Annotated in this window: 23 protein-coding genes and 2 tRNA genes; 8 read left to right on the plus strand and 17 right to left on the minus strand. The window is 61.5% G+C overall.

Annotated features, from left to right (window positions below):
* Positions 1–18: 18 nt before the first annotated feature.
* Positions 19–95: transfer RNA gene (locus KY459_13055), tRNA-Pro, on the minus strand.
* A 52-nt stretch (positions 96–147) separates the two neighbouring features.
* The gene (locus tag KY459_13060; protein MBW3565644.1) at positions 148–591 is read right to left on the minus strand and encodes a hypothetical protein; all 444 of its coding nucleotides are present in this window, start codon (positions 589–591) and stop codon (positions 148–150) included.
* Positions 592–707: 116 nt separating this feature from the next.
* Here KY459_13060 and KY459_13065 point away from each other — a divergent pair, with 116 nt between their 5' ends.
* Both KY459_13065 and KY459_13070 read left to right on the plus strand, forming a co-directional pair.
* Positions 708–1,181 carry an NUDIX hydrolase gene (locus tag KY459_13065; GenBank protein ID MBW3565645.1) on the plus strand — a complete coding sequence of 158 codons (474 nt, stop codon included), beginning with the start codon at positions 708–710 and terminating at the stop codon, positions 1,179–1,181.
* 97 nt (positions 1,182–1,278) lie between these two features.
* A complete protein-coding gene (locus tag KY459_13070) occupies positions 1,279–3,561 on the plus strand; it encodes a GAF domain-containing protein (protein ID MBW3565646.1) in 2,283 nt (760 codons plus the stop codon).
* A gap of 1 nt (position 3,562) precedes the next feature.
* Here the strand turns inward: KY459_13070 and trmFO are convergent, their stop codons facing one another.
* The 3 genes from trmFO to KY459_13085 form a co-directional block, all read right to left on the minus strand.
* On the minus strand, positions 3,563–4,888 hold the full coding sequence (trmFO, locus tag KY459_13075; GenBank protein MBW3565647.1) for a methylenetetrahydrofolate--tRNA-(uracil(54)-C(5))-methyltransferase (FADH(2)-oxidizing) TrmFO: 1,326 nt from the start codon (positions 4,886–4,888) through the stop codon (positions 3,563–3,565).
* Positions 4,889–4,893: 5 nt separating this feature from the next.
* Positions 4,894–5,202, minus strand: a complete 309-nt coding sequence (locus KY459_13080) for a DUF3467 domain-containing protein (GenBank protein MBW3565648.1) — start codon at positions 5,200–5,202, stop codon at positions 4,894–4,896.
* 75 nt (positions 5,203–5,277) lie between these two features.
* Positions 5,278–5,354: transfer RNA gene (locus KY459_13085), tRNA-Pro, on the minus strand.
* Between the two features lie 86 nt (positions 5,355–5,440).
* Here KY459_13085 and KY459_13090 point away from each other — a divergent pair.
* Positions 5,441–5,683 carry a GlsB/YeaQ/YmgE family stress response membrane protein gene (locus KY459_13090; protein MBW3565649.1) on the plus strand — a complete coding sequence of 81 codons (243 nt, stop codon included), beginning with the start codon at positions 5,441–5,443 and terminating at the stop codon, positions 5,681–5,683.
* A 369-nt stretch (positions 5,684–6,052) separates the two neighbouring features.
* On the opposite strand, the gene polA is transcribed toward KY459_13090, so the two are convergent.
* The 12 genes from polA to KY459_13150 all read right to left on the minus strand — a co-directional run bounded on the left by polA (position 6,053) and on the right by KY459_13150 (position 18,959).
* A complete protein-coding gene (gene polA, locus KY459_13095) occupies positions 6,053–8,668 on the minus strand; it encodes a DNA polymerase I (GenBank protein MBW3565650.1) in 2,616 nt (871 codons plus the stop codon).
* Positions 8,669–8,676: 8 nt separating this feature from the next.
* Complete coding sequence (locus KY459_13100; protein ID MBW3565651.1) at positions 8,677–9,795, minus strand: CoA transferase; 1,119 nt, start codon at positions 9,793–9,795, stop codon at positions 8,677–8,679.
* A 30-nt stretch (positions 9,796–9,825) separates the two neighbouring features.
* On the minus strand, positions 9,826–10,329 hold the full coding sequence (locus KY459_13105; GenBank protein ID MBW3565652.1) for a hypothetical protein: 504 nt from the start codon (positions 10,327–10,329) through the stop codon (positions 9,826–9,828).
* Positions 10,322–10,762 carry a hypothetical protein gene (locus KY459_13110; protein MBW3565653.1) on the minus strand — a complete coding sequence of 147 codons (441 nt, stop codon included), beginning with the start codon at positions 10,760–10,762 and terminating at the stop codon, positions 10,322–10,324. The genes KY459_13105 and KY459_13110 overlap by 8 nt, the downstream gene beginning before the upstream one ends.
* Positions 10,763–10,928: 166 nt before the next feature.
* Positions 10,929–11,525, minus strand: coding sequence for an RDD family protein (locus KY459_13115; GenBank protein MBW3565654.1), 597 nt, complete (start codon positions 11,523–11,525; stop codon positions 10,929–10,931).
* A 112-nt stretch (positions 11,526–11,637) separates the two neighbouring features.
* Entirely contained in the window at positions 11,638–12,381 is a 744-nt protein-coding gene (locus KY459_13120; protein ID MBW3565655.1) for an RDD family protein, read from the minus strand.
* On the minus strand, positions 12,378–13,382 hold the full coding sequence (locus KY459_13125; GenBank protein ID MBW3565656.1) for a stage II sporulation protein M: 1,005 nt from the start codon (positions 13,380–13,382) through the stop codon (positions 12,378–12,380). Before KY459_13125 ends, KY459_13120 begins: the two co-directional genes overlap by 4 nt.
* On the minus strand, positions 13,382–14,686 hold the full coding sequence (locus tag KY459_13130; GenBank protein MBW3565657.1) for a DUF58 domain-containing protein: 1,305 nt from the start codon (positions 14,684–14,686) through the stop codon (positions 13,382–13,384). The genes KY459_13125 and KY459_13130 overlap by 1 nt, the downstream gene beginning before the upstream one ends.
* Entirely contained in the window at positions 14,686–15,630 is a 945-nt protein-coding gene (locus tag KY459_13135; protein MBW3565658.1) for a MoxR family ATPase, read from the minus strand. The genes KY459_13130 and KY459_13135 overlap by 1 nt, the downstream gene beginning before the upstream one ends.
* Positions 15,623–16,807, minus strand: coding sequence for a hypothetical protein (locus KY459_13140; protein ID MBW3565659.1), 1,185 nt, complete (start codon positions 16,805–16,807; stop codon positions 15,623–15,625). The genes KY459_13135 and KY459_13140 overlap by 8 nt, the downstream gene beginning before the upstream one ends.
* Positions 16,804–18,621 carry a DUF4129 domain-containing protein gene (locus tag KY459_13145; protein ID MBW3565660.1) on the minus strand — a complete coding sequence of 606 codons (1,818 nt, stop codon included), beginning with the start codon at positions 18,619–18,621 and terminating at the stop codon, positions 16,804–16,806. Before KY459_13145 ends, KY459_13140 begins: the two co-directional genes overlap by 4 nt.
* A complete protein-coding gene (locus KY459_13150; GenBank protein ID MBW3565661.1) occupies positions 18,618–18,959 on the minus strand; it encodes a hypothetical protein in 342 nt (113 codons plus the stop codon). Before KY459_13150 ends, KY459_13145 begins: the two co-directional genes overlap by 4 nt.
* Positions 18,960–19,054: 95 nt before the next feature.
* Here KY459_13150 and KY459_13155 point away from each other — a divergent pair, with 95 nt between their 5' ends.
* From KY459_13155 to KY459_13175, 5 genes are all read left to right on the plus strand, one after another.
* Positions 19,055–19,675 carry a hypothetical protein gene (locus KY459_13155; GenBank protein ID MBW3565662.1) on the plus strand — a complete coding sequence of 207 codons (621 nt, stop codon included), beginning with the start codon at positions 19,055–19,057 and terminating at the stop codon, positions 19,673–19,675.
* A 261-nt stretch (positions 19,676–19,936) separates the two neighbouring features.
* The gene (locus KY459_13160) at positions 19,937–20,539 is read left to right on the plus strand and encodes a hypothetical protein (GenBank protein ID MBW3565663.1); all 603 of its coding nucleotides are present in this window, start codon (positions 19,937–19,939) and stop codon (positions 20,537–20,539) included.
* 74 nt (positions 20,540–20,613) lie between these two features.
* A complete protein-coding gene (locus KY459_13165) occupies positions 20,614–21,207 on the plus strand; it encodes a hypothetical protein (protein ID MBW3565664.1) in 594 nt (197 codons plus the stop codon).
* Between the two features lie 8 nt (positions 21,208–21,215).
* A complete protein-coding gene (locus tag KY459_13170; GenBank protein MBW3565665.1) occupies positions 21,216–22,031 on the plus strand; it encodes a hypothetical protein in 816 nt (271 codons plus the stop codon).
* A 5-nt stretch (positions 22,032–22,036) separates the two neighbouring features.
* On the plus strand, positions 22,037–24,067 hold the full coding sequence (locus KY459_13175; GenBank protein ID MBW3565666.1) for a carboxypeptidase-like regulatory domain-containing protein: 2,031 nt from the start codon (positions 22,037–22,039) through the stop codon (positions 24,065–24,067).
* Position 24,068 lies beyond the last annotated feature (1 nt).

Below are 24,068 nucleotides of genomic sequence, written 5' to 3' on the forward strand. Positions count from 1 at the left end.
ATCGTCTCAAAGCTAAGGTGGTCGGGGCGAGAGGATTCGAACCTCCGACCCCCTGCTCCCAAAGCAGGTGCGCTACCAGGCTGCGCTACACCCCGATCCCTGTGGCGCCACCCTCAACACGACCCCGCTGCCGACCATTCCGATCGGTCAGGTGGCGTGGACGCTTCCCGGCTCGTCCAGATGATGAGGGGGAAGGTGCTCCATCCACTCCTTCGCCTCGGCGTTCGTGATGACGAACTCGAAAACATGACCGTGGCTGCGGAGACGCAAAATTTTGCATCCTTCCTGCGACAGGCCGGTCGTGGTCTCCTCGTCGTACTCGACTTCGTCGATGCGATCGAGGTCGAGGCTGGCCTCCAGGTCGGTGTTCTCGTAGTAAATCGTGGAACTGGTCAGAGCGAGGGCGACGGGAAGCCGCTCCCGCCCTTCCATGTAGAGCGCGCGATGGGCAATGATGGAGTCTGCCGATCGCTTCTTGACCATTTCGTCGATTCGCCCCTTGGCCCGCTGCTGGTTGACGAACCAGATGATGACCGCCAACAGGATAATGACCACGATGATCGTGGAGACGAGTGCGACAGCGTCGTGCATGAGTCCTCCGTATTCAATCGATGATCCGAGAGCGTATCCGGGTGCAATTCTACTGACCATGATAACGCATCAGGCCCGGGTTCGATGTCGGCGGGGATCTTCGCTACAATCGAGAAATGGGGCACGGCCGCAAACCGATGCGAATGCACCACTCTGCCGGGGGAGTCGTCGTGGGTCGTCGGGGCACAGAGGCGCTGGTGGCCCTGATCCAGACGCACGGAAAGACCCGATTTGGATTGCCGAAGGGAACCATCGACGATGGCGAGACCTCTGAGCAGGCGGCGGTGAGAGAGGTCAGGGAGGAAACCGGTCTCGAAGCATCGATCCTCTGTCATCTCGACGAGATCGATTACATCTTCCGGGCGCACCAGATACTCGTTCACAAATTCGTCGACTATTACCTGATGAGATACGTCGACGGCGAGCTCGTTCCCCAGCTCGAAGAGGTCGACGACGTCAGCTGGCTCCCCCTTCATGCGGCCGCCGGCGTCCTCAGCTTCGACTCGGAACGACGGGTCGTCGAAAGGGCCAGGATGATCTGGTCCGAGATGTCGGAGCGGGAGCGATCCGGCTTTTCGTGTGTAGGATGATCACAGGAATGCAGCCCGGCGGTGGCGGGAGCACCCTTCTTGCAGTGCTGCCTGAGCTTCGCAGGTGACCGATGCTCGCGGTCGACGACAGGACTCGATGAACTCGCAGATCAGAAGGATTTTGTGGACGGCGTTCGGTGTGCTGTTTCTGCTGACGATCATTTCGACGTCGGTCAACGTCATGGTGCTGCAGAACGAACGGCAGAACCAATATCGCGCGTCCGAGGTCTATGAACCGCTGCTCAAGGCTCTGATGTCGATGGATGCCTCGATCAGCGCGATGCTCGCTGCTTCCCGGGGCTATTCACTGACCCAGGGTCGAACCGAATTCCTCGAGCAGTACACTCAGGCGATCAGGGAGTTCGAGACGACGGCCGCCGAGGCGAGGGAACTGGCGGTCGAAGAGAGGGACAGCCAGCTCGTCAGCGACATGACGCTCCATTTTCAGGAGTTGCGGCGCATATCGGACGAGCAGATCGACGCAACCGATCGCGGTGGCCCTGCCGTCGAGCGAATGCTCGACGCCATGAGAGTCAGGCGAACGGCGGCCGACTTTGCCGGAACCTTCGTCGTCAACGAGGCCACGCGTCGCGCCGCATACCGTCAGCGGCTGGACGATCTTCGCCTGTTTCAGACGGTGACCCTGGTCGCGTCGGTCATTCTCATCGGTGCTCTGGGAGTTTTTCTCATATTTCGGGTCGAACGGAGCATCCATGAGGCAGTCGAAGGCCAATTGAGAAAGACTCGCGCAATGATCGGGAGCATGTCGGAAGGCATCATGCTCGTCGATTCCCGCGGCCGGAGTGAGTACATCAACCCCGCGGGCGAAAGGATGCTCGGAACCCGGGAGACGGGTGTACCGATCGAAGAGCACTCCCGGGTCTACGGGTTTCGGGATGTCGAGGGCGATTTGATGGATGAAGGTGGATTGCCCGCGGTCGAGGCTCTGACCACCGGCCAGGAGGTTCGCGACGTTCCTGTGTCGATCCAGAAGGGAAGCGAACCGCTGCGAATGGTCTCGATGAGTGCGACGCCGATCGTCGAGGATGGAGCCCGGGGTGCACTCGTAACGTTCCGCGACATCACCGAGCGCTACAAGCTCGAGGCCGAGATGCAGGTGCAGGCGGAACGGGCACAGACCCTCGCCGACGCAGGAGCTTTCTTCTCGAGCAACATCGACCTCGACTGGGTGACCCAGGCCATCGCCGAACGCGTAGCCGAAGTCCTCGGAGACTGGGCCGCGGTCATTCTGAAGGTTCCGGGGACGAACGAAATGCGGGTCGCGGCGATTCATCACTGCGACATGTCGTCGCTCGGCCTGGCCTGGGCTTTCATCTACCGACAACCCCTGGTGGTCGGCGAAGGGACGTTCGGACAGCCAGTCGCGACGGGCGTTCCGTCGCTGGTCACCAGCATGGACAGCGGATCCCGCTCCCGGCAGGAGGGTCCGTATCACCCCTCCGGCTCGCTCGCGTCGCTGCTGGTCATGCCGCTCCGGACGCGAGGCGAGATCATCGGGGCTCTCGCGATCGCCGCAACGAACCCCGAAAACCAGATGAATGAGCAGAAGCTGCCTCTGACCGAGGTGCTGGCCGAGCGTGCGGCGGTGGCGATCGAGAACGCGCGGCTCTACATCGAACAGGTCGATGCCAGAAAGAAGGTCGAGGATCTTTCGCGGCTCAAGGATGAATTTCTGTCGATCGCATCTCACGAGCTTCGCACGCCGGTCACCTCCATCAAGGGGTATACGCAGCTCGCGAAGACGATGATAAACGAGAAGGACGTCGAAAACTCGGTCGAATATCTCGATGTCGCCCTCGATCAGATCGACCGGATGTCCCGGCTGATTCTCGAACTTCTCGACGTCTCACGCATCGAGACAGGGCGACTCGACATCAGCCGTCGTGAGCTCAACTGGAATGAGTTCGTCGAAGAAGTCGTCGAGCGACAGCGGATGACCAAGCCCGACCGCCAGATCAACCTCGAGGTTCCCGATACCGAAGTCATGATCCGCGGCGACGTGGATCGTCTCGAGCAGGTGCTCGGTAACCTGATCGAAAATGCCGTGAAGTACTCCGATCAGTCCAAACCGGTACACGTGACCGTCGAAAACGATCAAGACGGCGTCCTGACCACGGTCAGGGATGAAGGGATGGGCATTCCCGCCGACGAGATCAATAACGTTTTCGAGCGATTCCACCGTGGCCGCCAGGTGTCGTCGACCAACTACGGAGGTCTCGGTCTCGGGCTCTACATCACCAAACAGATCATCGACCGCCATGATGGAACGATCTGGGTCGAAAGCGAGGAGGGGAAGGGGACGATTTTCGGCTTCAGGATTCCCGCCAGCGAAGTTTCAGCGGAGGCCTCGACCGCCTGAATCAGCTCGTCACGGCGTCGAGGGATCGTTCCGCCAGTTCCCTCACGCTCTGCAAAGCGAGCCGAACCTGATCCTCCCGGCGATCTTTCTTCCGACGAATATCCGAGATGTTGCGAATCAGAGCCCAGTTGATGTTCGAGGGCTGGTATCTGTCGGGGTTCGATTCGGAAACATGACGGCCGAGGGCTCCCAGCGCCGTGTGATCCGGACACGGCTGTGGCTCCTCTCCATTGCCAACCGCGCCAATATAGCGCGCGACCAGCAGACCCGTAGCGGCGGACTCGACGTAGCCTTCGACACCGGTGATCTGTCCCGCAAACCAGATCCGCGGATCGGATTTCAAGCGAAACGTGGAGTCGAGGTGCCGAGGCCCGTTGATGAAAGTGTTCCGGTGCATCGAGCCCCATCGCGCGAACACCGCGTTCTCGAGCCCCGGAAGCATGCGAAGAACTTTCTGTTGCGACGGGATTTTCATCTTTGTCTGGAAACCGACCAGATTGAAATACTCGTCGGAGAAATCTTCGCGGCGCAGCTGAACCACGGCCCATGGACGCTCGCCCGTTGCAGGATTCTCGAGCCCGACCGGCTTCATCGGTCCGTACCGAAGCGTTTCGACACCGCGTGCGGCCATCTCTTCGATCGGAAGGCATCCTTCGAAATGGGCGGCATCGTCGAAGTCGTGAATCGCGTGGAGGTCCGCCTCTCCGAGCGCCGCGAGAAAAGACTCGTATTCGGATTTCGTCAGCGGCGAGTTGAGATAGTCGGCGCCGTCGCCCTTGTCGTACCGTGATTTCCAGTAGAGCTTCGACATATCCAGCGAGTCGGCGGCCACGATCGGAGCAATTGCGTCGTAGAAGTAGAGGTTGTCCGAGCCGAGGCGTCGCCCGATCGCGTCGTAGAGCTCCGAGCTGGTCAGCGGCCCGGTGGCGATCACGAGATGGTCGGCGTCTCCGATCTCCAGATCGTGAACTTCTCCGCGGACCAGCTCGATGCGAGACTCGCCCTCGACCATCCCCGTCACTGTGTCGGCGAACTTGCCGCGATCGACCGCGAAGGCGTCGCCCGCCGGAATCCGCGCGCGCTCGCCGCACTCCATGATCACCGAATCGAGCAGCGCCATCTCCGCCTTAAGGAGCCCGACGGCGTTCAGCGGCGACGAGCTTCGAAACGAGTTCGAGCAGACCAGCTCACCGAGCCGGTCGGTCTGATGGGCCTCGGTGGTGCGGAGCGGTCGCATCTCATGGAGGGTTACGCGATGCCCGAGCCTCGCGAGCTGCAGTGCGCACTCCGAGCCGGCGAGACCAGCTCCGATGATACGAATTTTCATCGATGTCAATTCGACGGTTCGTCGCTGCTGAATCCCTGGGGCGCACGGGACGCATCGAGCCGGATCTCGCCGAATTTCTGCTCGAACATGCCGATGTTGCGGCTCAGTGCGTCGAGAAACTGCTTTGCGTGGAGCGGCGTCATGATGATCCGTTCGTGGATGCGAACCTCGGTTTTGCCGGGAACGATCCGCCCGAGATCGATGACGAACTCACTCGGAGAATGGATGATATTGGCGAAGTTGATGTACTTCCCCTGGGATGTTTCGTCGTCGATGACGATCTGAAGTTGCGCCTGTTGCGGCTGCTGAGTCACGGGATCCTCCCTGATCCGATGGCGGGGTCCGTAGTTTGAGAGGTCGCGGCCGGAGTTCTGCCGCGGGATCGGAACTGGTCGGGCAGGGGGGATTTGAACCCCCGACCACCTGAACCCCATTCAGGTACGCTACCAGGCTGCGCCACTGCCCGACTCCCCGCCTAACACCCCGGCCGGAATTTTAGTTCCCTCCGTTGGCGGGACTCGTGCTACGCCTGCGGGACAAGGAGGGCGCACCGTGTCACTCATATGGTTTCTTCTGATCGGATTGGCCGCCGGGTTCCTCGCGAACCTCGTCATGAAATCGGGCCTCGGGCTCCTCGGCGATCTGATCGTCGGGGTCGTCGGAGCCATTCTCGGAGGATGGCTCTTCGGCCAGCTCGGCATCAGCGCGGGAGGAGGGTTGTTCGGCGCGCTCGTCACGGCGTTCGTCGGCGCCGTCGTCCTGCTTCTCATCATCCGGGTGATCAAGCGAGCGTAGAGGCAGGAATCAGGATCCAGGAGGCAGGATCCAGGAGGCAGGATCCAGGAGACAGGATCCAGGAGACAGGATCCAAGAGGCAGGAACCAGGATCCAGGAGCCTCAGTGTTCCGTGGCTTCCGACCCGGATGTTTGCTCGCTCCGTAATGAGCTTGGATCCGAACGCCAGTAGTGATTCCGGGTGACCGCCGGAATCCTGCTTCGTCGGTCGATTGTGAGAGTGTCTGGATCCGCGCATCCAAGAACCAAATCGCCGACTCCTCGATCCACTTGCGGCTGGTGTTTGCTGGCTCCTGATTCATGATTCCTGATTCCTGGCTCCTGGCTCCTGGCTCCTGATTCCTGGCTCCTGGCTCCTGGATCCTGATTCTACTGCTTGGCCTCGAACCAGCTTCGGCCCCAGCGCGCCTCCACCGAGAGGGGAACCGAGAGCGTCGCGACCGATTCCATCACCCTTGTGATGTCTTTCTCGATCGCGCCGAGCTCCTCTTCCGGGACCTCGAAGACGATTTCGTCGTGGACGGTCAGCAGCATCCGGGTTCTGCTCGATGATTTTTGAAGGTGCTCGTCGAGACGGATCATTGCAATTTTGAGGATGTCGGCCGCACTTCCCTGAATCGGCGCGTTGGTCGCCATTCGCTCGGCGTTGGAGCGGACGGTGAATGAGCGATTCCGGATTTCCGGAATGTAGCGAACGCGTCCGAACATCGTCGTGACCTTCCCGGTACTGCGCGCCTCCTCGAGAGTCGCGTCGAGCATCGTTCTGATTTTCGGATAGCGGTCGAAATAGGCCTGGACGAATGCCTTCGCTTCGCTCGTCGGGATTCCGAGCTCGTTTCCGACGCGGAATGCCGACATGCCGTAAAGAACGCCGAAGTTGATCGTCTTAGCCGCTCTTCGCTGGTCGGAATTCACGAGCCGTTCGTCGATTCCGAACATTCTCGCCGCGGTACGCCTGTGGATGTCGATGTCTCCACGGAAGGCGTCGATCATGTCCTCGTCGCCCGACATGTGGGCGGCCAGCCGGAGCTCGATCTGCGAGTAGTCGGCTGACATGATCACGTGACCCTCTTCCGCGACGAAAGCCTTTCGAATCTCGCGGCCGAGCTCGGTACGTATCGGAATGTTCTGCAGGTTCGGCTCGGAAGAAGAGAGGCGTCCGGTCGCGGCTACGGCCTGATTGAAGGTCGTCCGCAGGCGACCATCGGGTCCGATCATGCCGGGAAAGGCTTCGATGTAAGTCGACTTCAGCTTGTGAAGCTCCCGATGCTCGAGGATAAGGGCCGGAATCGGATAGCCACGCGCGGCGAGCTCCTCGAGGACTTCGACCGCAGTCGAATATCCCTTGGTCTTCCTCGTCTTCCTGATGATCGGGTAACCGAGTTTTTCGAACAGGATGGAGCCGAGCTGCGAGGGACTGTTGATGTTGAATTCCTCACCGGCCTCTCCGTAAATGCGTTCCTCGAGCTCGTCGAGGCGTTTTGAAAACCGCTTCGACATCTCCGAAAGAAAGTCGACGTCGACCCGGATACCAGCGGTTTCCATCCGTTGAAGTACCGGCACGAGAGGTTTCTCGATTGTTTCGTAGACGGATCGGAGGCTCGGGTCGTTTTCGAGGTCGCCATTTAGAGAACGGAAGAGCTCGAGCGTCGATTCGGCACGATCCGCAGCTGCCCGGACTCCGGACTCGGAGCCGTCCCCACCGAGCTCGAGCTGCGGCGAATCGGCGGGGATCTCGATCAGGTCGCGAACCAGCTTTTCGCGGACGATCGATTCCAGCTCATGACCGTATTGCCCCGGTCGGAGAACGTAGGAGATGAGCATCGTGTCCTCGAAATCGGCTGGAAGGCTCCAGCCGGCTTTGGCCATCAGATGGAACGCCGATTTGATGTTGTGTGCGATGAAACGCTTCCCGGATTCGAAAAGTGAGGAAAGCGCTTTTCCCATCCCCTCAGCGCCGGCATTCACCACGAGCGCCTGGTCCCGATCGGAGGAGAAGGCGACGATCCGCGGTTCTCCCGTCGGACTGCCCGAGACATGAATGGCGAGCTCTTTCTCTCCGGCCGTCCGCTCTCCCAGTTCCTCGGGTGACTCGATGATCACTGGCGTCCAGTCGAGCGTCCGGTCGGGCATGGTCTCCTGCATGAGCGACTGGAACTCGCAGCGACGAAACAGCTCGTGAAGTTTCCGATTGTCCGGCTCCGTGAGAGCCAGCGAGTCGAGATCGATGGAGGGCTCGAGGTCACAACGGAGCGTCACGAGATCCTTCGAGAGTAAAGCGATCTCCCGGTGCTCCTCGAGTTTCTTCCGATGAGACTTTTTTCCGACGGCGTCGAGGTTGGCGTAGATCGCCTCGAGCGAGCCGTGTTCGCGGATGAGATCCTTTGCCCCCTTTTCCCCGATGCCGGGAATTCCGGGCACGCCGTCGATCGAATCTCCCTGGATCGCCATCACGTCGACGACTTTCTCAGGGGGAAGCCCGAACGACTCCTCGACTGCGTCGGCATCGAGCATTTTTTCCCGGCCGGTGTGGTAAACGGAGATCCCGTCGCCGACGAGCTGAAAGAAGTCCTTGTCTGATGTCGCGATGACGACCTCATAGCCGGAGTCACGGGCTCTGCAGGCGAGCGAGCCGAGAAGATCATCGGCCTCCACTCCGTCCTGCGAAACGACCCTGATGCGGTAGCCCTCGAGGAGCTCGAGCACGAGCGGCAGCTGAATGCTGAGGTCATCCGGCATCGGCTTGCGATCCGCCTTGTACTCCGGATAGATCTCGTGACGGAAGGTGCGGGCCGGCCGGTCGAACGACACCGCTATGGCATCCGGCTTGTGCTCCCGAAGGAGTTTCCTCAACATCTGGATGAAGCCATAGAGCGCGTTGGTGGCGAGCCCGTCCGAGGTCGTGAGGCCTCGGATTGCGTAGTACGACCGGTAGAAATTGTTCGAGCCGTCGATCAGGTAGAGCTTCTTTCGTTTCTTTTTCACCATCGAATTCAATCCTGATTGTCCGCCCCCAGAAGCGGGGGCGCCGAGGCGGTCTCTTGATAGTAACCATTCCGGCGGATCGGATTGCGCACCATGCTCAGCGGTCCGAGCGTCGGGTGATCGACGGTGATCACCGGAGCGTCCGGCCGGATGAGCACTTCCCGGACTCCCCGAACCTTCGAAGCGGGAACGCCCGCGCTCCTGCAGCGATCGACCCACTCCTGCGACGAAGCGGTGATCAGTTTCCGGGCGAGCTCCGGAACCAGCTGATCGCGGTTCCGAACCCGGTCCGCGTTGGTCCGGTATCGATGGTCCAGTGCGAGCTCCGGCCGCTCCAACACCTCGTTGCAGAGGCGAACATATTGTTCATTCGTGGCGGCGGCAACGGCGATCCAGCCGTCGGTCGTTTCGAACGACTGATAGGGGACGATCGAAGGGTGTGCGTTACCGTGGCGGCGCGCTTCTTCGTTTGTGGCGAGCGCGGCCTGCGCTACGTTGACGAGCGAAGCCGCCATTGCTCCCGCGAGCGAGACCTCAAGATGCTGGCCGAGCCCGCTTTTTTCCCGCTGATACAGCGCCGACAGGATCGCGCCGTGCGCCCAGTGCGCCGTGAGAACGTCGGCGAGAGCGACGCCAGCCTTCATTGGCGGACCTTCGGAGGGCCCCGTGATCCACATCAGCCCCGATCCGGCCTGCGCGAGCAGATCGTATCCCGGGAGTCCGGCTTCATCGGAGTCGGAATCGTAACCGAGGATCGAACAGTGGATGGCGGCCGGGTTCATCGTCCGGATCGCTTGCGGGTCGATACCGAGCCTGCTCCGTGTCGCCGGGAGGAAGTTGTCGATCACGATGTCGGCTCGCTCGACGAGTCGCATCGCCTGCTCCCGACCTTCATCGGAACGAAGGTCGAGGGTCAGAGACGACTTGTTGCGATTGACCGACAGATAGTAGGTGGACTCGGACCCGAGAAAGGGCGGGCCCCACTGCCGGGTCTCGTCGCCGCGGCCGGGTTGCTCGACCTTGATCACCCTGGCGCCGGCATCTCCGAGCATCATCGTGCAGAGCGGGCCTGCGAGGACCCGAGTGAAATCGGCGACGAGGACTCCATCGAGGGGTGGCACATTCATCAGGGCGGTCGAGCATAACACCGCGCCGGTTCAGGGCTGGGGGGTCGTCTCGGGACGTTCTTCGCCGGCCGTGCGCCCTGCGAGCCCCGGCGGAGGGAGATGCTGAGCGCGACGGGTCAGCGAGGCGATTCGCTCGAAGACCCTGCGCGCTCTCCCCTTCATAAAAATGAACTCCATGACGGCTTTGGTGCGGAGCCCGCGGACCGTCACGACATCGATCCCGTTGATGAGCAGGATGGCGGAGATGACGATGAAAGGCGTCGACATGAGGAGCAGAACACCCCGCGGCTCTCCGTCGGTGAGAAGGCCGCTGATGAGAAAGGGAAGCGCCAGGAGCAGCGCGATGATGGAACGCCAGGACTTGTGATGACGGTGCAGGGCGATCGAATGGATGTCCTCGAAAAACACGCGGGTCCGGCGGATCGTTGCAAAGTCGACGTCGTCGATCTCGAGACCCTCGGCGATCAGAAACACCTTCTCCCTCTGAAACAGCCCGGAGCGGCGCCCGAGTGGCTTTCGTCTCCCCTCAGCCACTGATCAGTCCAATCACTATTGTACCGATGAGGAAGAGGACGGCACCCGTTCCGACCAGTCCGAGGATCATCGAAAGTGCAATGGCGAGACGTCCGTCGGTCTCGTTCATTTGCTTCTTCTGACGAAATGCCTTGATCGAGTAATAGACCGCGAGTGGGCCGAGGATGATGGAAAAGTACGGAATGAGGCATCCGAACACCGCCGATGATGCCGCGATCGAACCATAATCCCTGAACTCGCTGATGGTGGTCTCGAGCTTGTTCTCGCTGCGCAGGCGATCGAAGCAGCTGACGCACAACCGACGACCTTCCAGAGTCACTTCGCAGAGACCGCAGATGAAGGTGCCGCAGTGCTGACAGTTCGTCGTGGCGACGTTGCCGGGGTGGTATCCGCAGGGAGTGGCGCCGTCCGGTCCGGCCGCAGCGACGGGCACGGTCGAGGATGTGGCGATCCGGGGGCGGAAAACATGAATCTCGAACTTGGAATGACAGGCAGGACACGTTACCTGACGGGTCGACGGACCCTGAGGAGTGAAAGGCCTGTTACACCGCGGACACTGCGGCTGTAGCTCGAGCTCCGTTGAAGGGTCCGCAGGAAGTTCAGACACGAACGACCCTGGTTCTCGCGGCCATGTCGTGGATACACGTCTTCTCGGCGGTGAAAAAGGCCGCCAGATAATTGATGATCGCAAGGCAGCTGAAGAACACCTGTCGAAGTGCCGCTCGGCCCCATGCCTGACCGGTCGAGATCTGTGCTCCGGCCGGGGTGACGACTCGGATTCCGAGAGCCTTCTTCCCGATGGTCTGGCCATCCCTTGCGAGCATGAGGGCTTCGTAGACGATGTAGATCGGGATCATGATGAGGTTCAGGATGTTGATCTGATCATCGAAGGCAGAATCGGGGTCGACGCCGCTCGTCGCAGCTGAAAAGCCGAGGAACATGGCGATCAGGAAGATCGGGAAGAAGAGGATCAGGCCATCGATGAAAATGGCGCCGAACCGGCGAAGGATCGACGCGTACTCGATTCGATCCGAGGCTACGCCGGAACGGATCTCGGAAATCTGGCGATCCTTGCAGTTTGCGCAGTAGGCCTTGTCGCCAATTTTGACTCGGCAGTCCCCGCAGACCGCCGTCATACAGCTCCAGCATCGCTGGACGTTTTCGTGAACGTTCGGGTGATTTCTACAGATGAGCATGATGTCTCCTTCAGTTTTGCCAACTCTACCTTCGAGCGTCCGCGAAATCCAGAACCGAATTGATCGGGTGGGCGGAGGGTTGTGGAGGCGTCCGCCGGAGGGCCTTTGCCGTTCAGATTCTCCGCGACGAAATGAGCCAGGCGACGCCTCTCACGAGATTTTCCTCGCTCAATTCCGGGAGATCCAGCTGGAGCAGCCGGCGAAGCTCGGCGCCGGTCCGATCCATCAGAGAGGTTCGTGCCGCGGTGTCCAGCTCTTCCGCTCGGATGACCAGATCGACGATCAATTGCCTCTGTCGGAGATCGAGTCGATTCCGGGCCAGTCGAACCGTGCGAGGGTCGCGGACGCTGGCGAACTCTCGGGACGCGGGAAATGGCGTCATGGCGGGGGTATGCCTGCGGTCGTCGACGACGAGCGTTCGGGCAGCGATGTCGCCGAGCCTTCGGTTCTTCCGGTCGATCAGCGCCGACGTGATGCCGACACCGTAAAGTATGGGCGCGAGATCGAGTACGCGCACGACGTTGCGGATCATCGCCTGCTGAAAAGTGATCGGAAGTCCCCGGTCGTCGATGACTCGTATCCCCGCCATCCGCTTTCCGGGCGTTTGTCCGTCGCGGGTCTCGAACCAGACGTAGTAACCCCATGAAAGGAGAAATGCGATCGTGACGCGCACCGCGAAGGCGAGACCTCCGCCGATCAACGGAACCAGCAGGACGAAAACCGTGACCGGAAGAGCGAACACGAGAAGGCTGTCGACGAAGAGAGCGAAGAAACGACTGCCCGGGCCCGCGGGATGAAGGGTGATCTCGACGTGCTCGGGCGTGACGATCGTATGTTCGTTCTCGGCGGAGGTCATCGAGCTCCTCCATCGGGGAGATCGACGTGTCGCGAGAAGAGGTAGACCATCAGGAGGAGGAAAAGCGCGCCCGAGACTCCGATCTTGAATGCGTACGGGATCGATTTTGCGGAGAACTGCGAGAAGCCTCCTTCGATCAGGCCGGCCAGGACGAGAATCATTGCGGCTCCCGCGAGCATCCGGACGACGTTGGGGGCGGCCCGGCGGACCGCAGTGCCGGTGTCGGCCTCCCCCGGCGTCAGCAGTGCGCGCCCGAGACGGAGGCCCGCCGCCGCGCCAAAGAGGATCGCCGGCAGCTCCAGAGCGCCGTGTGGACCGACCCAGGCGATGAAGAAGATCTGGACGCCGTCGAGAAAATACATCGCGCAAACCGCTCCGAGAAGCACCCCGTTGTAGAAGAGAATCCACAGCCCGAGCACGATTGTGAGGGCTCCCAGACTGAACGCCAGGAACGCGACCCTGATGTTGTGAGTGTAGAGCGATGCGCCGAACCCCGCGGCGCTCGAGATCGTCGAGATCCGTTCGTCGCCGGCCTCGATACTCTCGACGCGCTCCCGAGGGCTTTCGGAGAAAAACTGGGGAGGGATGAGCTTCGGCGCGTTGGATGGGTCGATGATGACCGCGAGCGCGCCGACCGCCGCGCCGGAGATCAGAGCGACGGCTGCGAGTGCCACCGAGGACCTTTCCGCGCGGAATGCAGCCGGGATCTCCACGACGATGAGGCTTCGAAGTGATTCGAGTATCCCGCGCATTCGCGAGCCTCTGTAGATGTAGCGATATGCCCTGGAGACCAGCGAATTGAGTGGCTGAATCGTTTCGGGGTTCGCGGTGAGGCCGCGGAGCCGGTTCAGATCGCTGCTCGCGAGGCGATAGAGCTGCACCAGACGCATCACGGCTGTGTGTCCGATCCGCGAATCACTCGTGTTGTCGAGCGCGTGCAGCATCCTGTCGAGCTCGGCCCAGTGAGCACGGCGCGCTTTGACGAAGGTTTCCGCGTCCATCAGAGGATCTGCCTTCGCTTCACGTCGAGGTATGCATTGATGGAGTCGGTCGCGAGCTCGCCGGGCCTGCTGTCGACTACCAGCGCGCCTCGACTCTGGAGATCTTTGATCAGCCCTGTCCGGGCTTCCCACAAATCGCGCGCGACGAGAAACTTCGAGAGCTCCCGGCTCGAGCGCGGCGGCGTGTGAGCGATCGCATCGAGCGTCGGATCGAACTGTACCGCGATCAGAACCAGGTGGTTTGGATGAAGCACGCTCACCGCTTTGACGAGCTCGTCACCGATCTCGAGATGGGGCAGCATCGTGAATACGACGATGAGACTTCTCTTTCGGAGGGTTCGGCGAAGCCCGTGAGCCAGGGCCGGATAATCGGTGTGTGCGTAGCCGGGCTCGAGCGCGGTCACGAACCGGGTCAGGCTTCGGAGATGAGTTGCACCTCCGCCGGAGGCGACGCCGCCGTCGACCTTCGATGAGAAGGACTGAATCCCGATCCTGTCCTCGATGCGATTCGCGACGTAGGCGAGGAGCAATGCAGTGTTCACCGCATGGTCGAGACGGCTGAGCCAGCCGACCCTTTGGGCCATTCTGTGGCCGCGGTCGACGCAGATGACGATGTTCTGTGAACGCTCGACCCTGAACTCTCGAACGATGAGCTTTCCGTGGCGCGCGGTGGCCTTCCAGGCGACGTCACGGAGATCGTCTCCGTCGACGAGGTCCCGCAATCTCTCGAAATCCCGCCCCTTTCCGAGCCGCGGCGAATTGCGGCTGCCGTGACCGCGCAGGATGAACTGATTGAGCAGCCGGTGGAGCCGGCCGACCGCGGCGATGTTGGGAATCACCGAGAGCTCGGCGGCGGATCCGACGTCGGTCACCCGCTCGATCAGCCCGCGGCGCGTGAGCGCGATCGTGGGGGGACGAAGCGCAGTCGACCCCCGCGCAATTGCGCGAATGTCGAGGTTGAATGTCGCACGTTCATTCGGATTCAGTGTCGCCGAATAGACGGTCTGCTGCCGGTCGAGAAGAGAGGGCCATACCTGGCGAAACTGAATCTCGAGAGGCTTCCGATTATCGGCGGTCAGCGCCATCGGCACCGTCGCAACATCGCCGAGACTCATCGCGAACGATCCCTTGCGATCGAGCTGGAATGTGATTGCCCGGAGCTCGACCAGCTCCGAAATGCTGACGGCGAGAACGATCAGAGCGCCCGCACCGATCAACCATACAGCCCAGTCCACCAGAGCGATCGCAATGCTCGCCACGGCGAGGATTCCGACGACGCGCGGGAGAAGAGGCCCCGGTCTCATCAGCGGGGTACCTCGATCTGACCGAAGATCGTGTCGATGATGTCGGTGATCTCGATCCCTTCCATCTCGGCCTCGGGTGTGAGGACGATCCGGTGAGCCATGACTGGAGAACCGACAGCCTTGACGTCGTCCGGGGTGACGAAATCACGGCCTTCGATTGCGGCCCGGGCGCGACTCGCTTCGAGCAGCGCGAGCGACGCGCGCGGCCCGGCGGCGATCTCGATCGATGGATGATCCCGGGTTGAGCGTACGACGTCGAGAATGTATTTCCGCACACCCGGCTCGATGTTGATCGATCCCGAGATCAGGCGTCTGGCCTCGAGCAGCTCGTGACCTTCGAACACCGGCTCGAGCAGGGCGACCTCGCGATCGTGAAGAATCCTTCCTTCGGCATATGCATCGAGCATCGCCCCTTCCGCGGCCGGGTCCGGATACCCGATCCCGATCTTCATCAGAAAGCGGTCCCGCTGAGCTTCCGGTAACGGGTACGTTCCTTCGAACTCGATCGGATTCTGCGTGGCGAAAACGGTGAAGACCGGAGAGGTCTGCCGGCGAAAGCCATCGAGAGTCACTGCGCGCTCCTGCATCGATTCGAGCAGGGCGGCCTGAGTTCTCGGAGGAGTCCTGTTGATCTCGTCCGCGAGAAGGATGTCGGTGAAGATCGGACCCTGGCGAAACTCGAAATCCTGGGTCTTCTGGTTGAAGACGTTCGATCCGAGAAGATCCGCCGGCATCAGATCGGGGGTGAACTGGATACGCCGGAACGTGCAGCCGAGAAGACGGGAGAGGGCGAGTACCATCAGCGTCTTCGCCGTCCCGGGGACACCCTCGAGAAGGCCGTGGCCGCCGGCGAACAGACAGCTGAGGAGGTGCTTCTTGACCTCGTCCTGTCCGAGCACTACGCGGTCGACCTGCTCGATGATCCTTGCGGACTTCTCAGCGATTTGAGCGATGTTCTGCATCGAGAATCCTCCTGAAAATTGAATTCAGATGTTCCAGTCTCGCGTCGAAACTGCCGGGAGGCATGACGATGTCGGCGATGTCGACGGAGCGGCCTTTTCGGCGGAGCCATGCCTCTTCCCGCTCCAGGGTCTTCCGGTAGAGCCTCAGAGCTTCGGGCTCGGAAACTGTCCGGCTGAACAATGTTCCGAGCGAATCGACCAGATCGACCGCTTCCGATCGTTCGATCTGATCCGCTCGCATCCGTGGCCCGATCGAACTTCTGCCGCGGGCCATCCAGAGCGCGAAGGCGAGCGCTCCGAGCACGAGCGAGGGGCCGAGGCGCCACTCGCTGATCAGCAGATGGGTCAGTCCTGGGCTCGCTCCGAGACCGTGAATCCGCTCGTCGATGAAGACCCGTGTGCGATCCCGTATCAGAGATTCGACCAGCAGGAGGTGATCGCCTTCTCCGATGCCGCTGTTGAGAAAGATCTCGGGACTGGCGACGCGGATGATCTCGCCGCGGCCGATCACCTCACGACAGATTTGAGAGCGTGTGCCGGTGTTGAGGATCGAGTGGCACCTCCCCATGGTCTCCGGCATGAAAGCCTTCGGGTCGGAGAGCACGACCGCATCGACGCCCGGCCAGATCGGGAAGACCTTCGTCGATTCCTCCTGCTGGACGCGCTCGGTGCAGGTGACGCCCCGGGCGCAACCGGGGGAGAGAACGAGCCGGCCTCCCGCGCGAACGAAATCCTCCTCCTCCGGAGCGACTGGCGACGTCGCTTCGCGGTCGCTCGGATCTTCGTCATTGGTTTCGTCGGATCCGTCCGTCTTCGGGTCGGAGGCTTCCCGTTCATTCGAGCTTTTGTCGACTTTGCGGGAGGGACGGTATTCGGCCGCTTCCTGCAGGAAGACGTCCCCGGACTCGATGCGGAACACGACGGTCTGGTCCGGCGACGTCGACGGGATGAGCGTTTCCAGCAGTCTCACCGAGTCGCTTCCGAGTCGTCGTGACAGATAGCCGTACAGAAGTGAAGTTCCAGTGTCGTCGGTATCGAAAACCGAGCCGGCGGGGGCGGATTCGGAGCTGGAGCGAAGATCGGTTGCGATCCAGGTCGAGATGATGGCGACCCAGGCGAGAAGGGCGACGATGGGAAAGATGTACCGCGGTTTTTTCATGCGGCGCCTTCCCGCTGGTCGTCGATCGAATCGAGAATCATGGCTGCCGTTTCTGCGAAAGACGCGTACGCGGTGCTGTCGACCTCGTGATTTCCGTACCATTCTCGATCGAACTCGGCTGTCAGCCGGACGAGGTCTCCCTTCCACCGAGAGGAAGCCGCTACGGCTTCCACGTACTCCCAGTTGGTTCGCCCTCGAATCCACGCGACTCGTCTCGTGCGGATCAGCGTCGAAAGAATCGCGTTGTACCAGGCTCGAATCGCCTCCCGATGCCTCCCGGCAGCGGCAAGGCTCCGTGCGAGGCCCACCCATTCGCTCTCCTCTCTCGATCGTGGATCGTGATCGGCGACCGACGCGATCCGCTCCACGATGACCGGGGCCGCCTCCGGCCGTCGCCGCGACCGTCTGATCACCATGAGGACGAGCGCGAGCAGGCAGGCAGCGATCAGAATCGTGGTCATCATGACGGTCAGAGTGACCCCGCCTTCGGGATCGCGGGCATCGGTCTGCGGCCAGAGGGTGATCAGCCAGTCCCACAGCCACTCGAGTTTCTCGGAAATCCAGGCGAAGGCTTTCGTGAGCCATCCGGTGACGTCATCCCAGACCCCGCGATCGATCGTCAGATCGGCCGCCGCTCCTCCCCCGGGCAAAGCGGGCAGCTCCTGGCTCCGCCGCTCGGCATCGAGAATCTCGTAACCTCCCCTGACCGCCTCAACATCCCGCTCCGCCGACCTAAGAGCAGCGACCGTCGCATCGATTCGAGCGAGCAGGGCGGGGAGATCGACTTCCTCCGAGCCGGCCGTGGCGAAGAGGGATTCGTCGGGCACGAAAGTCAGCTCGCCGAACCGGACGCGATCGGAACGAAGCTGATTCATTCGATCGAGAGCACTCCCGTGTCGCTCGTTCCGGATGTCGGCGGAGATTGCCTCGAGGGTCTCCCGATAGCCGTCGAGCGAGATTTCGGCGGCGCTGATCGACGGAGCCAGGAGACAAACAAGCGCGGCAGCGAGCGTCCCTTTTCGATTGAAAGCCCGCTCGAGCCTGGCAGCGAGATCGGCTCCGGTCTTTCTGCGCCGCCCCGTTTGAACCAGTGCCGTCATGGTTCCGAGCCAGAAAGGCTCCATGATGAGCAGGGAGGTCCACAGGATCGAAATCTGGAAAAGACGACCCATCATCAGCGCTCGGACGCCCACCAGATCGAGGCCCGGAACTGCATCGGCGAGCCAGAATAGAATCGCGACCGCGGCGCCGAGATTGATCATCACGGCGACGAAAGCGATGCAGAAGGCGAACGTGATGCCGACCAGGGGGGTCAGTTCGACCCCTGCGAGTTTGCGGAGTCCTTCACCGATGCCAGGACCGCTGACCGACCACGCGGTGACCGCCGAGAGCCCGCCCAGGGCGACGAATGCAACGAGGCCCACGCCCGAAAGGCTCGTCACGAAGAGTCCTGCCAGAATCAACAGTTTCACGGCGAGATGCGAAATGAAGACGTGTGGCGGCACGCGCAGAGCGTGGGACAAAGAGATCTCTTTGCCTTCTGATCGGGCGATGCATGCACGGACGTAAACCAGCCGTGCCCACGAGGCTGGCAGGAGTGTAAGGAGCATCGCCGCGGCGATCGACCCGAGGTAGGTACCGTACGACGACGCCGAGTCGCCGAGTCCGAGAGTCCGATTCCAGAAGTGGATTTCGACCGCCCTCCACGGAAGCATTCCCAGCCAGAGTATGCCCCACCATGGAGACGCGGTTCCGCGAGCGAGCTTCCATCCTTCGTCGAGCACTTCCGTGGTGCGAGTCGACTCGCTTTTCATAGGCTGAAGAGTTTTGCGAGGACTGCCGCGATACTGACGATCAATCGCGGGAGGAGCCAGATGAGAATGACGATCGTGGCGAGCGACGTGATCCAGCCGGCCGGCGATGATCCCCGGGCGACCGCGATCTCCGTCCGCTTTCGCAGACAGGAAACGCAGAGATTCATCCCCTCCCAGGGAGTCGCGCACTCGGAACAGATCCGCTTTTCGCATCCTACGCAGAGGGCGAGTGCATGAACTGCCGGATGGTTGGTGCAAAAGATCGCTTGCGCGCGAGGCATGAGTGTCAGATTCTGCTGGCTGAGGAATCCGGCGTCAATGGAGGGGGTTTGAAGCATTGGCTGTTCTCCCTCCGTGGAATGATCCGGCGAACCCGGCTATCATGAGTACACCGGATTGGGGCGAAACGTCAGAGAGGCCGGAAGGAGACGGGATGAACGATCGACCGCGAAATGACGCCAAGATGGCTGCGATCCCAGGGGGCGTCGCAGGGATCCCGGTCGTTGTCTTCGCATTCGCCCTTTCAGGTCTCTTCAGCAGCCCGGCTTCAGCGCAGACGAGACCGACGAACGAGCACCCGCTCGTCCAGCGGCAGGTTCTCGAGAGCTCCCCCTCTCGGGATGACTCCCGAAGACGGCCGACCGCCCCGAAGGCCCCTCCCTCGGAGGCACCCGCGAAGCAGTCCTGGTACGTGGTCGAAAAAGCGAGCGCAGATTTCGGGCTGGTCAGCCCGGGGCAGACCGCAGTGATCGACGGCGCGCTCCTGATTCGCGTATTCAGCGAAGATGCCTGGATACTCAGGCTTGCGCCGAGGGTCGCCAGTGTCAGTTCCGGATCGGTCACCGAGCGAATTTCCTCGTCGAGACTTGCTCTGAAGACGGGAGCGGCTGGCTGGCAGGTACTCCGGGACGGCGTACCGAGTGTGGTCGCGCGGGGCAAGGCGACCTCTGGCGCGGGTGAGCTGGTCATCCTCGATCTGAAGCTCGCTCTGGAGAACCGGGATCCGGTCGGGTACTTCGGCGCGGAGCTCGAGCTCCGCCTCGATCCGAGGTAGGACGAGCGGTGGCATCCGGGGGCGCCTTACCTTCGATAGGTGAAATTGAGTACTGAAGATAACTTCCGCAACCAGCGAAGTTGGCCTATCTTTGAGAGCGTGACGAAGAAAACCCAGCTCGTTATGAATTATTTGAAATAACCGGAACTGAAGACTGTTAACATGGGTGCTTTCCAAAAAACGTAGCAAATCGGTGAGACTCCCAGAGTCGACAGGCTTGTGGATCCAAGGAAAATTGACAAAGTTTCAGGAGGAATTCGGATGAGAAAGATACTGGCAGTAGCAGCAATTTCAGGGGCGGCCATCTTCATGGCAGGCAACGCCGAGGCCCAGGCAACCGACAGCAACTGGGTGCAGGTCACGGCGACCGTTCAGGGCGTCTTCGACTTTAAGATCGATGGCAACGACTATCCGGCGGGATCTCCTGCGCTTCATGATTTCGGGTCTGTGACCGTCACGGGTGTGCAGACGGGCGGCACGGCCGCGACCTCGATCGTAACCGCGGCAGATGGAAGCACCGCGCATTACCGAGCGGAGCCCGCATTCGGATGGACGGTCGTGAGTGCGCCGAGGCGTACGGTCGACATTTCCTATCAGAATGCGACGATCGACGCTGCCAACACGATGACCATCGATCAGCTGGCGATCGAGATGTCGGTGACCCAGCAGGCGGACGGTGGGGCGGGAACCTCGACAGCGTGGAACCAGCTTTCGGGCGCCAAGACGCTTCTGGTCGATGATGCTCTCGCTGGTAACGGCACCAACACCGCGGCCGGGAACATCAACCTCGAGCTGAGAGTCGACGAGAACGATGCTGAGGGAGCCAACACGTTCACGTTCGAGCTGTACGCGGAAGGCATCTGACCGAGCGGTCAGGAGAGGCAAACTTGTCAGGGCGAGGTCGCTTAGCGGCCTCGCCCTTTTTTAGGGTCCGCCACATGTTCAAATTCAAGATAGTCGGAAGAGCTCTGGCCACGGTCGCGACGATCGCGGTGCTGGCCTCTCCGGAAGCTGCAGCTCAGACCGACAGCAACTGGGTCAGCGCCACCGCGACGGTATCGAGCGTGTTCGATTTCCGAATCGACGGCGCCGACTGGTCACGGCTCGACCCGGCGGTCTACGACTTCGGATCAGTCTCCCACACCGGAATGAACGGCGGGGTCATCATAGCGGGACGGGCGTACTACACAGCGAACGGCGCCTTCACGTGGTCCGTCGAGAGTGCACCACGGCGGACGGTGGACGTCTCATTTCAGAATGCGACCAAGCTCGTCGAGCCTGCAGCCGGGGCGATGGACCTCGATCAGCTGGCGATTCGGCTGACGATCACGGCCCAGGCATCGGGCGGTGTGGGGACGTCGACCGGACTGACCGCGCTTTCGACCGGGAAGGAAGTTCTGGTCGACGATGTACTTTGTGGAGTGGGGAGCTCGACCGGGAGCGGTAACATTGACCTGGAACTGTATGTCGACGGAAACGACAGGCAGGGTGTCAACACATGGGAAATCGAGCTCGTGGCGGAAGGCATATGAAGATCGAAATGACTAAAAGAGGGTTTGTTTTGTCGCTGTTCCTCGTCATGGTGATCGGCTTGGTTGCGGATGCCGGCGCCCAGCTTCACATTCAGATCACGCCGCAGATTTTCGAACGGGTGATCTCGCCGGGCGGGACGCTCAACGACCGGCTGACCTTCCACAACGCGGGATCGGTGCCGCTCGAGGTTTCTCTCGAGCTCGCGGACTTCGATGCAGATGAACAGGGTAATTCCGTGAAGTTTCCGCCCGCCACGCAGGAATATTCGCTCGCGCCGTATCTTCGAGTGACGCCGATCCGGGCTCGGATCGGGCCGGGGCAATCGCTCGATTACCGGCTTGTGGCAAAGCTTTCCCCGGATTTCGATCACCGGCGCGTGATGCTCTACTTCCTTTCGAAGCCGGTGTTCGAGGATGCGGGAGAAGGATCCAGGACGATCGTGGTGCCGAAAATCGGGATACCGGTTTACGTGGAGTCCCGGACGGCTTCGGCTGCCGTTCTCGGGGTGGAAAATGTAGAATGGAAACGGCTCGACGATTCGCGTCTGGGGCTGACGCTAACGACGACGAATGCCGGGCAGAGAATCATTCGACCGCCGGTGTCGCTGGAGATCAGCAGTGCAGACGGCTCTTTCTATGAAGTCTTCAATCTGAATGGTGGGGCGGATCCGGTACTGCCGGGTCGTCTTCGCCACTGGGCCTTCGCGGTTGGCCCTGTGCCGGGAGGGGAGCTATCCGCGCGACTCAACTTCGCCACGTCGCTTCGCGACTCATTCGTCCGGGAATACGAGATTCCGGCAGCGGTCGTGACAGAGGCGCAGTGATTCGGGTGGCACGACCCGCCCTGGGTTGTGCCCTGCTGATCTCTCTCGGACTTCCCGCGTCCGCACAGTTTTCCGAGCCTGTCGATGGCGCGATCTATTTCAGCCTGGGAACCAATGCCATCGACGCGCCTCTTTTCGGAGTCGATGCGACGTATGCCTACAACATCTATCTTCGACAGCGATTCGCGAGCGGTGAGCAGCTGTCGCTGTTCGGCTCGGGAGGGTTCCCGTCGAGCCGTCAATTTCTGACGCTCGAAGCGTCGGATCTCCGATTCCGGGAGGGGATCGCCACGGTCCGGGGAGGCGACATCGGTCTCAAGCCGCTCCGACCGGCCCGTTTCTCAGGGATCGCGGGTGAAAGTACGTTGCCGCTACTGGGTCTCGGGGCGGAATGGGTGAAAAGCGATCGCCAGCTGCAGCTATTCACCGGCGTCAACCGGTTCGCCATCAGACTCCCCGACTCCTCGGAGATCGGGCGATCGTATGTCGCGGATCTCCGCTGGCTGGAGCGATTCGCGAGGACTCACCTCGGTGCCGGAGTGACGTTGATCGCTGACCCTCACTATCTCGGGGACCGGACCGAGCGAAGTGTGGATGCGGTCGTCAGCGGACGATACATCCGCGAGCTCCGGCCATATGTGCACGCGTTCTCCGAAGCCTCGGTGTCGCTCTCCGGCTCGGGGGCGGCCCGGGCGGGTCTCGCCGGGGACTTCCGGAACGGCGACATTTCCACCTCGGTCTATGCATTCGGAGACGACATGCCGTTTCTCTATCCTCTGTTCCGTCCGGGAGAGATCGGCGCCGAAGCGGGAGGTTCCTATCGTTTCAGCGAGTTCGGTTCCATCGGTGGAAACGTGAACTACCTTCAGGATGATCCGCTGGCCCGAGGCTCTGCGTTCATCGCTTCTGCCCAGCTCGGTTACAGCTTCGGCTACGATCGTCCTTTCCTGACCTTGAGCGCGTCGCACAACGAGCTCGTCTACGACAATTTCGAAGAAGAGTCGGAGGCGAGATTCGGCGATCGGTTCGCACTCGGGATCTCGCGGTCGACTCTCACGCGTCGCTACAACCTTCGACTGGAGCACGCCGAGGACACGCTGGTCACCCGGACTCAACTGTATGGCGGGTTCGGGAGGGAGGTCGGGCGGGAAGGATTCGTCGACTCCTACGTCGTCCTCCAGGCGGCCGACGAAGAGCTCGGAGCGTTGGCGGAAGTCACCGTCCAGAATCGAATTCGTCGCAACATCTGGTACGTCGCGGGAGTCGGTGGAGCCTGGCAGCGTACCGATGTCGAGCGCGCGGAAGGGTTCGTCACGGCAGGTCTGTCGTGGAGAAGTCCCCGTAACGGATGGATCGGTCGAGTCGATCTGCTCGCCCCGTTCGGGGTCGGTATGCCCCGGGCGAACCGCGTGAGTCGGAGCATTCGGGCACAGGTTGGCCTTCGCTACGACTGGGACGAAGTCTCCGAGCTTCGGAGGGTTTTCAGCGGGGTGTTCTTCAGAAACGACTTCGGACGAATCGAGGGGCGCGTGATCTCGGGCGGTGAGCCGGTGGCCGATGCGGTCATTCTGGTCGGAGGGATCCCGATGGCGTCGAGCGGGAGTGACGGACGATTCTCCGCCTCGGGAGTTCCCGTAGGACAGGTGAGAGTCGAGGTCGATCCGTTCTCGGTGGATCCGAGCCTGGTTCAGAGAGCGGGTGCCGTCATCGTCAATGTTCTGCCGCGTGAGACCACCACAATCGAGATCGAGCTCGCGCGATCCGTCGCATTTTTCGGATCACTCGTCAGGTGCGACGGGGAGGAGCTCATCGGAATCGGCGGCGCGACAATCGGGCTCGTCGGCGATGTCGGCATCTACGAGCTCTCGACGACGGTCGAAGGCGGCTTCGCGGCATCGGACGTGACGCCAGGGGTCTACTCGATCATCATCGATCCCGCGACGATCGGCGACATTCCGCCGGATCAGATACCCGCGATCGAGATCGATCTCACCGAAGACGTTCTCGGTTACGTCATTCGACTCGGTTGTCCGTGAC

The sequence above is a fragment of the Acidobacteriota bacterium genome, assembly GCA_019347945.1.
Lineage (GTDB): Bacteria > Acidobacteriota > Thermoanaerobaculia > Gp7-AA8 > JAHWKK01 > JAHWKK01.